Origin of the sequence: Segatella copri, assembly GCF_949820605.1 — a bacterium.
Taxonomy (GTDB): domain Bacteria; phylum Bacteroidota; class Bacteroidia; order Bacteroidales; family Bacteroidaceae; genus Prevotella.
In genome coordinates, this window is record NZ_CATKVU010000006.1 from 82,774 (window position 1) to 97,380 (window position 14,607).

The window sequence follows — 14,607 nt, forward strand, 5'->3', positions numbered from 1 at the left end:
CTTTAGTTCAGACTAAAGTAAATCAAATCGCAAGATGAGATTTCACTTTGTTAGAATACAGCTGAAAGTATGAGCTACTTATTCGTTATTCGGAAACGAGTAACAAGAATACAGTCTTAAAGAAAGTAAGAAAGGGCGTATGGCGGATGCCTAGGCTCACGGAGGCGATGAAGGACGTGATAAGCTGCGATAAGCTTCGGGTAGGTGCAAATAACCCTTGATCCGGAGATTTCCGAATGGGACAACCTAGCCGTCTGAAGGACGGCTACTAGCACTTAAGTGTTAGAGCTAACGCAGGGAACTGAAACATCTTAGTACCTGCAGGAAGAGAAAATAAATGAATGATTCCCCCAGTAGTGGCGAGCGAACGGGGAACAGCCCAAACCGTTGACGTCGCAAGGCGCCAGCGGGGTTGTAGGACCGCGACATTGTACTGAAATGGTGAGTGGAAGTATCTGGAAAGTTACATCACAGAAGGTGATAATCCTGTACACGAAGCCAGATCAGGCATAGCGGTATCCTGAGTAACGCGGGACACGAGGAATCCTGCGCGAATCTGCCGGGACCATCCGGTAAGGCTAAATACTCCCGTGAGACCGATAGCGAACGAGTACTGTGAAGGAAAGGTGAAAAGAACCCCGAGCAGGGGAGTGAAATAGTTCCTGAAACCATACGCCTACAAGCGGTCGGAGCATCTTACGATGTGACGGCGTGCCTTTTGCATAATGATCCTACGAGTTACCGTCACTGGCGAGGTTGAGTGTCACGAGACACGTAGCCGCAGTGAAAGCGAGCCTGAAGAGGGCGCACAGTCAGTGGGGGTAGACGCGAAACCAAGTGATCTACACTTGGCCAGGATGAAGTCCCGGTAACACGGGATGGAGGTCCGCACCAATAAGCGTTGAAAAGCTTCTGGATGAGCCGAGTGTAGGAGTGAAAGGCCAATCAAACTTGGAGATAGCTCGTACTCCCCGAAAGGCATTTAGGTGCCGCGTCGGATGGTCACCGTGAGAGGTAGAGCGACCGATAGGACAAGAGGGCTTCACCGCCTATCGAGTCCTGACGAACTCCGAATGCTCACGGTCTGCAGTCCGGCAGTAAGGGGGCGGGTGCTAAGGTCCGTCCCCGAGAGGAGAAGAATCCAGACCGCCGTCTAAGGTCCCGGAGTTCTGCCTGAGTTAGTCTAACGAAGTCTGGTCCCTATGACAGCTAGGATGTTGGCTTGGAAGCAGCCATTCATTCAAAGAGTGCGTAACAGCTCACTAGTCGAGGGTCCGGGCATGGATAATAATCGGGTATAAGGCAGACACCGAAGGCGCGGGATAGCATTTAAGAAAGTATCGGTAGGGGAGCATACTCACAGCGTCGAATGGTGTACGTAAGTTATCCTGGAGCGGTGAGTAAAGCAAATGTAGGAATAAGTAACGATAAGGAGGGTCAGATTCCCTCCCGCTGTAAGACCAAGGTTTCCCGGGCAATGCCAATCAGCCCGGGGTCAGTCGGGTCCTAAGTCTAAGCCGAACGGCGATGGCGATGGCAGAGACGGTTAATATTCCGTCACTGCCGCATGGGGCGACGTGGAGACGGAGCAGTGAAACCACCGCGGGGCGACGGAAGTCCCCGTTGAAGAGTGTAGGTGTTGAGGATGGCAGGCAAATCCACCATCCGAGCTGAACTTGACAGTATGGAGTCTTCTTCGGAAGAATCCAATAGTGTGGGTAATCATACTCCCGAGAAAATCCGCTAAGCTTAACCCATGCGGCACCCGTACCGCAAACGGACACACGTGGTCGGGTAGAACATACTAAGGCGTTGAGAGATTCATGGTTAAGGAACTAGGCAAATTGACCCTGTAACTTCGGGATAAAGGGTCCTCGTGATGAGCGAGGCGCAGAGAATAGGTCCAGGCAACTGTTTAACAAAAACACAGGGCTGTGCAAACTCGAAAGATGAGGTATACAGCCTGACACCTGCCCGGTGCCGGAAGGTTAAGAGGAGATGTCACCAGCAATGGGAAGCATTGAATTGAAGCCCCGGTAAACGGCGGCCGTAACTATAACGGTCCTAAGGTAGCGAAATTCCTTGTCGGGTAAGTTCCGACCTGCACGAATGGTGTAATGATCCGGACGCTGTCTCAACCATGAGCTCAGTGAAATTGTAGTATCGGTGAAGATGCCGATTACCCGCGATGGGACGAAAAGACCCCGTGAACCTTTACTACAGCTTAGCATTGACCTTGGTCATCCGATGTGTAGGATAGGCCGGAGGCTTTGAATCGGGAGCGCCAGCTTTCGTTGAGCCATCCTTGAAATACGGCCCTTTGGCTGTCTGAGGTCTAACGCGCAGATGCGCGGACACTGCTTGGTGGGTAGTTTGACTGGGGTGGTCGCCTCCAAAAGCGTAACGGAGGCTTCCAAAGGTGCCCTCGGGTCGATTGGTAACCGACCTCAAAGAGTGCAATGGCATAAGGGCGCTTGACTGGGAGGCAGACATGCCGAGCAGGCAGGAAACTGGGGCATAGTGATCCGGCGGATGTGTATGGAAACTCCGTCGCTCAAAGGATAAAAGGTACTCCGGGGATAACAGGCTGATCCCCCCCAAGAGCTCATATCGACGGGGTGGTTTGGCACCTCGATGTCGGCTCGTCACATCCTGGGGCTGGAGAAGGTCCCAAGGGTTGGGCTGTTCGCCCATTAAAGTGGCACGCGAGCTGGGTTCAGAACGTCGTGAGACAGTTCGGTCTCTATCTATCGTGGGCGTGGGAGTTTTGAGTGGTGCCGTCACTAGTACGAGAGGACCGTGATGGACAGACCTCCGGTTTACCAGTTGTGCCGCCAGGCGCACCGCTGGGTATCTGAGTCTGGATTGGATAAGCGCTGAAAGCATCTAAGTGCGAAGCCAGCCGCAAGATGAGAACTCCATTGAGGGTCGTCAGAGACGATGACGTTGATAGGATGCAGGTGTAAAGACAGCGATGTCAAAGCCGAGCATTACTAATTGCCCGAACACTTTCTTTCGAAAGTTCATAGTTTCAACTGTATGTACAGTCTGAATGGTGCTGAAAGTTGTAATTCAACATTCAACAATCAACATTCAACATTACTTATACGTTTGCTTGTGTGCAAATACGTCATAACCCATTATCAGGTGGTTATTGCGGTGAGGTCCCACCTCTTCCCATTCCGAACAGAGAAGTTAAGCTCACTTGCGCCGATGGTACTGCAATGCAATGCGGGAGAGTAGGTAGCCGCCTTCTTTTATCAAGAGCCTCAGATTTCGAAAGATTTCTGAGGCTTTTTTTGTTTTTTTTATCTGCTCAAGATGTTTTTTATCAGCAGATGACGTTGATTACACGGATTTTTATTAACTTTGCAGCATGATTTGGACCGATAGAATACGACAGGTGAAGATTTTTCTGGTGATAGCAGCAGTGTTTATTGCTGTCGCCTCTCTTGTTGTGTCTCATTTTCTGGTTCGTGATCTAGCAGAAGAGGAACGCAACCGTATGGCGGTTTGGGCTGAAGCTATGCGTACGCTCAATAATGCTGATGAGAATACTGACTTGAACTTGGTATTGAAGGTTATCAATGAAAATAATTCCATTCCTGTTATCGTAATGGATTCTGAAAACCATGCTCAGACTTTTCGTAATGTTGATGTGGAAGGGAAAGATTATGCAGATTCCCTTGCTTATGCTTCTGCCATCGGTCAGCGGCTATTGAAACAAGGCAAGAATATTAAAATTGAACTAGATGATTCAACGCATGACTATATTCAGGTTTGCTATGATGAATCCCTCATGATACGACGTCTGTCAGCTTATCCTTATATTCAGTTGGGGGTAGTCATGCTCTTTGTGGTTATTGCCATCTTTGCTTTGCTTACTTCCAAAAGAGCGGAACAGAATAAGGTGTGGGTGGGGTTGTCTAAAGAAACTGCTCATCAGTTGGGTACTCCAATTTCCAGTCTGATGGCTTGGATTGAAATTCTGAAGATGAATTATCCGGATGACGAACTCATTCCTGAAATGAACAAGGATATCCAGCGTTTGCAACTGATAGCAGACCGTTTCTCAAAGATAGGTGCCCTGCCAGAGCCTGTTCCTGCAAGTTTGAACGAAGTGATGAATCATGTTATAGACTACATGGATCGTCGAACATCGAAGAAAGTTAAAATGGTGAAGGAAATACCTGAACAGGATGTTATCGTTAAGATGAATGCCTCTCTCTTTGAATGGGTGATAGAAAATCTGTCGAAGAATGCTGTTGATGCTATGGGAGTAAATGGTGGACAGATTACGCTCCATGTGGAAGAAACAGATGATAAAGCTATTATAGAAGTTTCAGATACAGGAAATGGTATAAGAAAAAAGGATTTGAAGAATGTATTCCGTCCCGGTTTTACTACCAAAAAGCGAGGCTGGGGCTTAGGTTTATCACTAGCTAAACGAATCGTAGAAGAATACCATCATGGTAAAATATGGGTGAAAAGTACAGAAATTGGGCATGGAACCACCTTTAGAATTGAGTTAAAGAAAGAATAATCAATTAATAATGAGTGATTTTAGTGATTTTTACATAAAAAATTATTTTATCTCAAAAATTATTTGTAACTTTGCAGCCCGAAACAATATAGTATATATTGAATATGTGTAACATAGATTCTTTTAAGATTGATTTGAAAGCTTTACCTCAAGGTATAACCGAAAAGGAATTTAAGCTTACCAATGAATATTTTGAGGCAATCGATGCTCCTGATGTTCAGAGAGGCGAGTTGTCAAGTAGTCTGTCTGTCAATAGGACGGACGACTTCTTCGAACTCAATTTCCATACTGAGGGAGTGGTTCACATACCATGCGACATCTGTCTGGACGATATGGATCAAACCATTGAGACTAATGATAGGCTAGTCGTAAAATTCGGAGAAGAGTACTCAGAGGATGATGATCTGGTGACTGTGGCCGAGAACGAAGGAATACTCGATGTCGCCTGGTTTATCTATGAATTTATAGAACTCAATATTCCCATCAAGCATGTGCATGCACCTGGAAAATGCAACCCTGCTATGATTGAAAAGCTCAATGAGCATTCTGCCGCCCGAAGCGGTGAGGAAGAAGAGAAAAATGTAGATCCACGCTGGGAAGCTCTATTGAAATTGAAAAAATAAAAATTAAAATTTTAAACATTTAAAAATTATGGCACATCCTAAAAGAAGACAGTCAAAGACACGTACACTTAAGAGAAGAACTCATGATAAGGCAGTAGCTCCTACATTGGCAGTTTGCCCTAATTGTGGTGCATACTATGTATACCACACTGTTTGCCCTACTTGCGGTTACTATCGTGGTAAGGTTGCAATCGTTAAGGAAGCAGCTGAATAATGGGTAAAATTAATGCTGTAATTACTGGTGTCGGTGGCTACGTGCCAGACTATATCCTCAACAACGAGGAATTGTCTCGCATGGTAGATACTACAGATGAGTGGATTACCACCCGTGTGGGTATCAAAGAGCGCCGCATCCTTACAGAGGAAGGCCTCGGAACAAGCTATCTGGCGCGTAAAGCTGCCAAGCAGTTGATTCAGAAGACTGGCGTTGATCCGGATACAATCGATGCACTGATTGTAACAACCACGACACCTGACTACAAGTTCCCTTCTACAGCATCTATCGTCCTCGGTAAGCTGGGCTTGAAGAATGCTTTTGCATTTGACTTCTCTGCAGCTTGCTGTGGATTCTTGTATACCCTTGATGTTGCAGCAAGCATGATTCAGAGTGGTAGATACAAGAAGATTATTGTGATTGGTGCTGATAAGATGTCTTCATTGGTAGATTACACAGACCGTGCTACTTGTGTTCTCTTCGGAGATGGAGCAGGTGCGGTTTTGGTGGAGGCAACTGAAGAGGAGAACGTTGGTGTTCAGAACTCATACCTTCGTACAGATGGACAAGGTTTGCCTTTCCTTCACATGAAGGCTGGTGGTTCTGTTTGCCCTCCATCACATTTTACAGTTGATCATCGCCTGCACTATCTTTATCAGGAAGGTCGTACTGTATTCCGTTACGCAGTAACAGATATGAGCAACGATGTGATGAAGATCATGGAAATGAACAATCTGAAGGCTGATGATGTGAACTGGGTAATTCCTCACGAGGCTAATCTCCGTATTATCGAGGCAGTAACCAAGCGTGCTGGAATTCCACTTGATAAGGTGGTTGTAAACATCGATCATTATGGAAATACTAGTGCAGCAACAATTCCATTGGCACTCTGGGATGCTGAAAGCCAATTGAAGAAGGGCGATAACGTCATCTTCACAGCATTTGGTGCAGGATTTGTACATGGCGCTTCTTTCTATAAGTGGGCGTATGATGGCGCTGCTTACGGAAAGTAATCTATAAAAATAGGATAGAATAATAATCTATATAAGGAAACGCATCTTTCTTATTTCTCTATAAATAAGTAAGGATGCGTTTCTTTAGCTTAAAAACAATAGAGCTTAACTTCTTGATAGTAAAATTTTGCTAAATTCAATTTTTTATGCATAAAGCTGGTTTCGTAAATATAGTAGGTAACCCTAATGTGGGAAAAAGTACCTTGATGAATCAATTGGTGGGTGAACGTATTAGTATTGCAACTTTTAAGGCTCAGACAACCCGTCATCGTATCATGGGTATTGTGAATACTGATGATATGCAGATTGTATTTTCTGATACTCCTGGTGTTTTGAAGCCTAATTACAAGATGCAGGAGATGATGCTTGCCTTCTCGGAAAGTGCATTGGCGGATGCTGATGTGCTGCTTTATGTGACTGATGTGATAGAGAATCCAGAAAAGAACATGGAATTCTTGGAAAAGGTTAAGAAAATGCAGATTCCTGTACTCTTACTCATCAACAAGATTGATCAGAGTGATCCGAAGAAGTTGGGTGATATTGTTGAAAAATGGCACTCTTTGTTGCCTAATGCAGAGATTCTTCCTATCTCAGCGAAGAATAAATTCGGAACGGATATGCTCTTGAAACGCATTAAGGAACTCTTGCCGGAATCTCCTGCTTTCTTTGATAAGGATCAGCTGACAGACAAGCCTGCCCGTTTCTTCGTTTCAGAGATTATCCGAGAAAAGATTTTGCTCTATTATGATAAGGAGATACCTTATTCTGTAGAGGTAAGAGTGGAGCGATTTAAGGAAGATGAAAAACGTATCCACATCAATGCAGTGATTTATGTTGAACGTGATTCCCAAAAGGGTATCATCATCGGGCACCAGGGTATTGCATTGAAAAAGGTGAATACCGAGAGTCGTAAGGCTTTGGAAAAGTTCTTCGACAAGAAAATCTTCTTGGAGACTTTCGTAAAAGTTGATAAGGATTGGCGCAGCTCTCAGCGAGAACTTGATGCCTTTGGATATAATCCGGAATAATTGATAGTTAAGAGTTAATAGTTTAAGGTCGCCTTTAATAACTATAAACTATCAACTAAAATAACTCCTCCCTGAATGTAATCGAGGGAGTGACTCTCGCCAAAAGAGCGAGGGCCGGAGCAAGGTCAGCTTCGGCAAATTATTAACTTGGATGCAGAGACCACATCCTTGAATACCTCCTAAAAGGAAGGAGGATAATGACTGTTTATGGCAAATTTAGTAGCTATTGTAGGACGCCCTAATGTGGGTAAGTCTACTTTATTTAATCGTTTGACTCAATCACGTCGCGCTATCGTTAGTGATACTGCCGGTACTACTCGTGACCGTCAGTATAGTAAGTGCAGTTGGAATGGTAGAGAATTTTCGGTTGTTGATACCGGTGGTTGGGTTGTAAAATCTGATGATATTTTTGAAGATGCTATCCGCAAGCAGGTGCTTGTTGCTACAGAAGAGGCTGACCTGGTTCTCTTCCTGGTAGACGTTAACACTGGCCTTACTGATTGGGATGAAGACGTGGCGCTTATTTTGCGTCGTGCCAAATTGCCTGTTATCCTTGTTGCTAACAAGGTTGATAACAGCGCAGAGTATTATCAGGCTGCTGAGTTCTATAAGTTAGGCTTGGGGGATCCCCAGTGTATCAGTGCAGCCACAGGTGGTGGTACTGGTGATTTGCTTGATATGATTCTGGACAAACTTCAGGATAATCCTGAGGAGGCAATCGAAGAAGATATTCCTCGTTTTGCGGTAGTAGGTCGTCCGAATGCTGGTAAGAGTAGCATTATCAATGCTTTTATCGGTGAGGATCGTAATATCGTGACAGAAATTGCTGGTACTACACGTGATAGTATCTATACCAGATACGATAAGTTTGGTTTCGATTTTTACCTGGTTGATACAGCTGGTATCCGTCGTAAGAACAAGGTAAGCGAAGACTTGGAATTCTATTCTGTGATGCGTTCTATCCGTGCCATCGAGAATAGTGATGTCTGCATCCTGATGCTCGATGCTACCCGTGGTATCGAGACCCAGGATATGAACATCTTCCAGTTGATTCAGAAGAACAACAAGAGTCTGGTGGTTGTCGTAAACAAATGGGATTTGGTTGAGGAGAAGAATCAGAAGGTAATTGATACTTTTGAAAATGCAATCCGCAAGCGTATGGCTCCATTCGTAGACTTTCCTATCATCTTTGCTTCAGCCTTGACTAAGCAGCGTATTTTCCGAGTATTGGAAACTGCCAAGGAAGTTTACCAGAACCGTAAGGCTCATATTGGAACTTCTAAGTTGAATGAGGTGATGTTGCCTATTATCGAGGCATATCCTCCACAGAGCATAAAGGGTAAGTATATCAAGATTAAGTATTGCACCCAGTTGCCTAATACAACGATTCCTTCGTTTGTGTTCTATGCAAACTTGCCTCAGTATGTCAAGGAGAACTATCGCCGTTTCCTGGAGAATAAGATTCGTGAGAACTGGTCATTACATGGCTGTCCTATCAACGTCTTCATTCGTCAGAAGTAAATAAATGAAGCGAAGAATGCAGAATCAAAGTGTATAAAAATGAAGAAACTTTTGATTTTTATGATATTCATGATGGGATTGGGATTATCTTCCTGTAGGGAGGAGAAACCTGATCCTGGCTATCTTGCAGGTATTGCAGCCAAGGGATATTATGATTTGCTTTTAGAGGGCAAGTATAAGGAGTTTGTAGATGGTTACAATCAACCTTATCGGTTGCCAAATGGCTATCAGGATCAACTGCTGATGAATGCCAAAATGTTTGTTGAGCAGCAGCAAGATGAACATAAAGGTATGGTTAAGGTGAATGTTCTGAATGCAAAAGCTGATACAGCGCATCATGTTGCTGATGTTTTTTTGCAAGTGGTGTATGGTGACAGTACTAAAGAACAGATTGTGGTACCTATGGTAGAGGTAAAGGATGCCTGGAAAATGAGATAGTATTTATTTTGTAATAAAAAAGAGGGTGTGTCATAAGTCTGTGACGCACCCTTTTTTTTGTGTGTTTCTATATATTCTAGTTGAATCGTAGTCTTTCTTCACAAAGGGAATCTTATTATATTGTATAGAAACTTTACTTTTCTTGTTTTATCGATAACAAAACAGCCCCAAAGCTCACAAAAGGGCATAATTGTCCCAGACGGTAAAACTGTCCAAATTGAGTTTTATCGTTTTATCCCCAAATATTTCTTCAAATTGAATCCTATACCGAACAACCCTATGTCCATGTAAACTTTATCCTTTCCGAAATGCCTGAATCGCTTATAATGCATATCTGCCTTCATCTGCCCAAATACAGCTTCCGGCTCTATCGGTCGCTGGCTTCTGTGTTTCAAGCCCTCTTCAGACGTTAGTAGCAGGAAGGCTTCCTTTTTATATGCATTCAGTTTATGGTTGACATATATGGTTCTGTTGCCTTTGGATTTCTTGCAGAGACTTCCAAGCGGACATCCATCACATCGTTGTGCTCTATATAATGTAATGACAGACACATAGCCGGAGTCACTTTTCGTTTGCCGTTGTCCACAAGGTTCCATGTGTTGTCCCATGGGGCAGACATAATAGTCATCATCCCTGTTGTAGTAGAAGTTCGCTTGGTTGAAGGCATCCTCCTTGAAAGGCTTATGCTGTTCCTTGTGAAACCAGTTGTACTTTACATAACCCGTCATCTCTTCCATCTCCAGGTACTCGTAGTTCTCCTCCGAACCATACCCTGAGTCTGCGGTGACGCTCTTGGATTGCTTTCCATATCTTTTCTTGTACTTATCCAAAAAAGGCTTGAAGGTCAGGGTGTCTGTTGGATTGGGATAAAGGGCGAAATTCGTCCAATATTGATTCTCTGTCGCAATTTGAAGGTTATAGGCAGGCTTTGTCTGCCCATTGTTCATGGCATCTTCCTTGAGGCGCATGAAGGTCGCATCGGGATCGGTCTTGGAGTAACTGTTTCTCTCGCCCAGTATATCCAGTGATTTTTCATACTCGCACAGTTTGTCCGAGGCTTTGAACAAGTGATCTATCTGAGTATTTAGCTTTTGCTTCTCTCTTCCTGTAAGCTTTGCCTTAGGAAGGTTCTTCACTTGCCTCTCACACAAACGTGCACTTCTCTCTACATCCTTGGCGGAAGTGGCTGGCTTGCTGTCTTCTTCCCTAATGTCACTCCCGCCATTCAGGCGAATTTGTTCTTTTATCTGAGCCAATGCAGCATATGCCTTTTCCAAGAGCTTAGCCCTGTTCTTTTCCACGGTCTTCTTCCATACAAACGTGTACTTGTTTGCTTTCGACTCTATCTTAGTGCCATCAACATATTGTTCCTCCAGACTAATCACGCCCTTTTCAACCAATATGGAGACGACTGCATCAAAATAAAAGTCGATGCATTTAATCATATGATGGGATCTAAAGCGGTTGATGGTCGCGAAAGACAGTTGCTTACCTCCACAAATCCACATATAGCGAACATCGTATTTAAGTGCGTCCGCTATGCCACGACAGGAATAAACGCCATTGATATAGGCAAAAACAACTAAACTTAGAAGCATCTTCGGACTGTAAGGAGGAGCACCAATCCCATCATAGGTATCCATGAGAGGGTTGATGTCCATACTGCGAACAATACGATCCACCATACGAACTTTGCTGTCTTTTGGCACATAATCATCGAAAGAGTTAGGAAAAAAGCTCAATTCGTGCCGAGTTTCAGATTTTATTTGTATCTTTGCCATACTTAAAGAAGTTTTCTGCAAAGATACAAATCTTTTGCGGAAAGGCAAAGCCCGAGCTTGTGAAAGTTTGGGCTTTGTTGTAAATAAAAATGTTTTTTAAAGATTTCGTATCTGTGAAAAGGCAAAAAATAAAAAGGGGTGCGTCACAGACTTATGACACACCCTCCTCTTTTATATTATTTATTGTATAATCCTAGAAGTATCGTAGCCTATTCCAAAAAGGGAATCATATAATATCGTCTGCAAATTTTACTTTTTCCGATCTTCTCTATTATAAACAGGCAGGAAGTTCACAAAAGGGCATAGTTATCCCTGACGATAAAAAAAACAAAATTGAGTTTTATCGTTTTATACCCAAATATTTCTTCAAATTGAATCCCATTCCGAACAATCCTAAATCCATGTAAACCTTGTCCATTCCAAAATGCCTGAATCGCTTATAATGCATATCTGCCTTCATCTGCCCAAATACAGCTTCCGACTCTATCGGTCGCTGTCTTCTGTGTGTTTCAAGCCCTCTTCAGACGTTAGTAGCAGGAAGGCTTCCTTTTTATATGCATTCAGTTTATGGTTGACATATATGGTTCTGTTGCCTTTGGATTTCTTGCAGAGACTTCCAAGCGGACATCCATCACATCGTTGTGCTCTATATAATGTAATGACAGACACATAGCCGGAGTCACTTTTCGTTTGCCGTTGTCCACAAGGTTCCATGTGTTGTCCCATGGGGCAGACATAATAGTCATCATCCCTGTTGTAGTAGAAGTTCGCTTGGTTGAAGGCATCCTCCTTGAAAGGCTTATGCTGTTCCTTGTGAAACCAGTTGTACTTTACATAACCCATCATTTCTTCCATCTCCAGGTACTCGTAGTTCTCCTCCGAGCCATACCCTGAGTCTGCGGTGACGCTCTTGGATTGCTTTCCATATCTTTTCTTGTACTTATCCAAAAAAGGCTTGAAGGTCAGGGTGTCTGTTGGATTGGGATAAAGGGCGAAATTCGTCCAATATTGATTCTCTGTCGCTATTTGAAGGTTATAGGCAGGCTTTGTCTGCCCATTGTTCATGGCATCTTCCTTGAGGCGCATGAAGGTCGCATCGGGATCAGTCTTGGAGTAACTGTTTCTCTCGCCCAGTATATCCAGTGATTTTTCATACTCGCACAGTTTGTCCGAGGCTTTGAACAAGTGATCTATCTGAGTATTTAGCTTTTGCTTCTCTCTTCCTGTAAGTTTTGCCTTAGGAAGGTTCTTCGCTTGCCTCTCACACAAACGTGCACTTCTCTCTACATCCTTGGCGGAAGTGGCTGGCTCGCTGTCTTCTTCCTTAATGTCACTCCCGCCATTCAGGCGAATTTGTTCTTTTATCTGAGCCAATGCAGCAGATGTCTTTTCCAAGAGCTTAGCCTTGTTCTTTTCCACGGTCTTCTTCCATACAAACGTGTACTTGTTTGCTTTCGACTCTATCTTAGTGCCATCAACATATTGTTCCTCCAGACTAATCACGCCCTTTTCAACCAATATGGAGACGACTGCATCAAAATAAAAGTCGATGCATTTAATCATATGATGGGATCTAAAGCGGTTGATTGTTGCGAAAGATAATTTAATCATCGAAAGAGTTAGGAAAAAAGCTCAATTCGTGCCGAGTTTCAGATTTTATTTGTATCTTTGCCATACTTAAAGAAGTTTTCTGCAAAGATACAAATCTTTTGCGGAAAGGCAAAGCCCGAGCTTGTGAAAGTTTGGGCTTTGTTGTAAATAAAAATGTTTTTAAAAGATTTCGTATCTGTGAAAAGGCAAAAAATAAAAAGGGGTGCGTCACAGACTTATGACACACCCTCTTTTTTTGAACGATACTGTTTTATTTGTTTTTAGCTTCTTCCAGCTCCACCTCCTTTACTTTGCGGAAGAGATCGGAAGCAAAGACTAAATCGTTGAGTTTCTCGTTTGTTGAGGTCATCACTTCATCTTTGTTGCCTTGCCATTCTTTATGACCTTGGTAGATAAAGCAGATGTTTTCACCAATGCCCATCACCGAATTCATGTCGTGGGTATTGATGATGGTAGTCATATTATAGTCTTTGGTGATGCCTGAAAGAAGTTCGTCTATCACAAGTGAGGTCTTTGGATCCAAACCTGAGTTTGGCTCATCGCAGAACAAGTATTTTGGATTCATTACGATGGCGCGTGCAATAGCTACTCGTTTCTGCATACCACCCGAGATTTCACCCGGATATTTCTGCTGAGCCTCAATCAGATTGACGCGGTCAAGGCATTCCTGAGCCCGTTTTACGCGCTCCCTGTAATTCATAGTAGAGAACATATCAAGTGGGAACATGACATTCTCAAGTACATTCAAAGAGTCGAACAGGGCTGCGCTTTGGAAAATCATTCCCATCTCGCGGCGCATCAGGACTTTTTCTTTTTTCGACATCTGGGTGAAGTCACGGTCATCGTAGAGAACTTCACCACTTGTAGGCTGAAGTAATCCTACGAGATTCTTCATGAGTACGGTCTTTCCGGAACCGCTCTGTCCGATTATCAAATTAGTCTTTCCTGTTTCAAAGGTGACGTTTATATTGTCTAATACAACCTTGTCGCCAAACGACTTGGTGAGATTTCTAACTTCTATCATAGTTTACGAGAGAATTTGAGTGAGGAAAACATCTGAAAACAGAATCAAAACACTAGAACAGACAACAGCATCGGTTGACGATTTTCCAACCTCAACAGATCCACCTTCTACGGTATAACCGAAATAAGAAGATACGCTGGAAATGATGAATGCAAAGAAAAGACTCTTGATGATGCTCATCCATACAAACCATTGGTTAAATGAATGCTGCAAGCCGAGTGTCAGATCATCTGGTGGTAGGATATGCCCAATATACGCTGTTCCGTAGGCGCCGATGATACCCATGCCAGAACTGAAGATAACCAGGAATGGCATGATGGTAACCAAGCCGATGATTTTAGGTAGAATGAGGTAACATGCTGAATTCACTCCCATGATATCAAGGGCATCAATCTGTTGGGTGACACGCATTGTTCCCAACTCCGAAGCGATATTAGAACCCACTTTACCTGCGAGAATCAGACACATGATACTTGAAGAGAACTCCAGAAGCATGATTTCTCGAGTGGTGTAACCTGAAACCCATCGTGGCATCCATGGACTCTGAATGTTCAATTTCATCTGGATGCAGATAACTGCTCCAATGAAGAAGGATATCAGTAAAACGATACCAATAGAGTCAATACCCAATTGCGACATCTCCTTGATGTATTGTTTCAAGAACATGCGCATGCGCTCAGGACGGGAAAAAGAACGTCCCATCAATATGAGATATTTACCGAAGGTGGTAAGCCATTTTTCTATTAACATGCTATTATAAAACTGAATTTTGCTGCAAAATTAACCAAAATCCTCTAAAAAACTGCAATAT

Annotated in this window: 11 protein-coding genes, 2 rRNA genes and 1 pseudogene; 9 read left to right on the plus strand and 5 right to left on the minus strand. The window is 43.5% G+C overall.

The genetic code is table 11. From position 1 onward, the window contains the following. Window positions 1-119: 119 nt before the first annotated feature. The 9 genes from RCO84_RS01410 to RCO84_RS01450 all read left to right on the plus strand — a co-directional run bounded on the left by RCO84_RS01410 (window position 120) and on the right by RCO84_RS01450 (window position 9,380). Window positions 120-3,017: ribosomal RNA gene (locus RCO84_RS01410) — 23S ribosomal RNA — on the plus strand. Between the two features lie 126 nt (window positions 3,018-3,143). Next, window positions 3,144-3,256 (plus strand): 5S ribosomal RNA (gene rrf, locus RCO84_RS01415). Window positions 3,257-3,376: 120 nt separating this feature from the next. Beyond that, the gene (locus RCO84_RS01420; RefSeq protein ID WP_144155192.1) at window positions 3,377-4,543 is read left to right on the plus strand and encodes a sensor histidine kinase; all 1,167 of its coding nucleotides are present in this window, start codon (window positions 3,377-3,379) and stop codon (window positions 4,541-4,543) included. A 104-nt stretch (window positions 4,544-4,647) separates the two neighbouring features. Continuing rightward, on the plus strand, window positions 4,648-5,166 hold the full coding sequence (locus tag RCO84_RS01425) for a YceD family protein (RefSeq protein ID WP_144155194.1): 519 nt from the start codon (window positions 4,648-4,650) through the stop codon (window positions 5,164-5,166). Window positions 5,167-5,194: 28 nt separating this feature from the next. Then, window positions 5,195-5,380, plus strand: a complete 186-nt coding sequence (gene rpmF / locus RCO84_RS01430) for a 50S ribosomal protein L32 (protein ID WP_006848356.1) — start codon at window positions 5,195-5,197, stop codon at window positions 5,378-5,380. Beyond that, window positions 5,380-6,393 (plus strand): beta-ketoacyl-ACP synthase III, encoded by a 1,014-nt coding sequence (locus tag RCO84_RS01435; protein ID WP_006848355.1) that lies wholly within the window; start codon window positions 5,380-5,382, stop codon window positions 6,391-6,393. Before rpmF ends, RCO84_RS01435 begins: the two co-directional genes overlap by 1 nt. 146 nt (window positions 6,394-6,539) lie before the next feature. Next, complete coding sequence (gene era, locus RCO84_RS01440) at window positions 6,540-7,421, plus strand: GTPase Era (RefSeq protein ID WP_006848354.1); 882 nt, start codon at window positions 6,540-6,542, stop codon at window positions 7,419-7,421. Window positions 7,422-7,628: 207 nt separating this feature from the next. After that, the gene (der, locus tag RCO84_RS01445; protein ID WP_317583599.1) at window positions 7,629-8,942 is read left to right on the plus strand and encodes a ribosome biogenesis GTPase Der; all 1,314 of its coding nucleotides are present in this window, start codon (window positions 7,629-7,631) and stop codon (window positions 8,940-8,942) included. 39 nt (window positions 8,943-8,981) lie between these two features. After that, entirely contained in the window at window positions 8,982-9,380 is a 399-nt protein-coding gene (locus tag RCO84_RS01450) for a hypothetical protein (protein WP_317583600.1), read from the plus strand. Between the two features lie 224 nt (window positions 9,381-9,604). Here the strand turns inward: RCO84_RS01450 and RCO84_RS01455 are convergent, their stop codons facing one another. From RCO84_RS01455 to RCO84_RS01475, 5 genes and pseudogenes are all read right to left on the minus strand, one after another. Continuing rightward, window positions 9,605-11,161, minus strand: a complete 1,557-nt coding sequence (locus RCO84_RS01455) for an IS1182 family transposase (protein WP_317583601.1) — start codon at window positions 11,159-11,161, stop codon at window positions 9,605-9,607. A 340-nt stretch (window positions 11,162-11,501) separates the two neighbouring features. After that, window positions 11,502-11,621, minus strand: coding sequence for a transposase (locus RCO84_RS01460; RefSeq protein ID WP_317583602.1), 120 nt, complete (start codon window positions 11,619-11,621; stop codon window positions 11,502-11,504). Between the two features lie 23 nt (window positions 11,622-11,644). Beyond that, window positions 11,645-12,292, minus strand: a pseudogene (locus RCO84_RS17000) (transposase); the annotation flags it as partial. Between the two features lie 730 nt (window positions 12,293-13,022). Next, the gene (locus RCO84_RS01470; protein WP_144155198.1) at window positions 13,023-13,796 is read right to left on the minus strand and encodes an ATP-binding cassette domain-containing protein; all 774 of its coding nucleotides are present in this window, start codon (window positions 13,794-13,796) and stop codon (window positions 13,023-13,025) included. A gap of 3 nt (window positions 13,797-13,799) precedes the next feature. Beyond that, window positions 13,800-14,546: an MlaE family ABC transporter permease gene (locus RCO84_RS01475; RefSeq protein ID WP_118085747.1), complete on the minus strand. Its 747-nt coding sequence runs from the start codon at window positions 14,544-14,546 to the stop codon at window positions 13,800-13,802. Window positions 14,547-14,607: the final 61 nt, after the last annotated feature.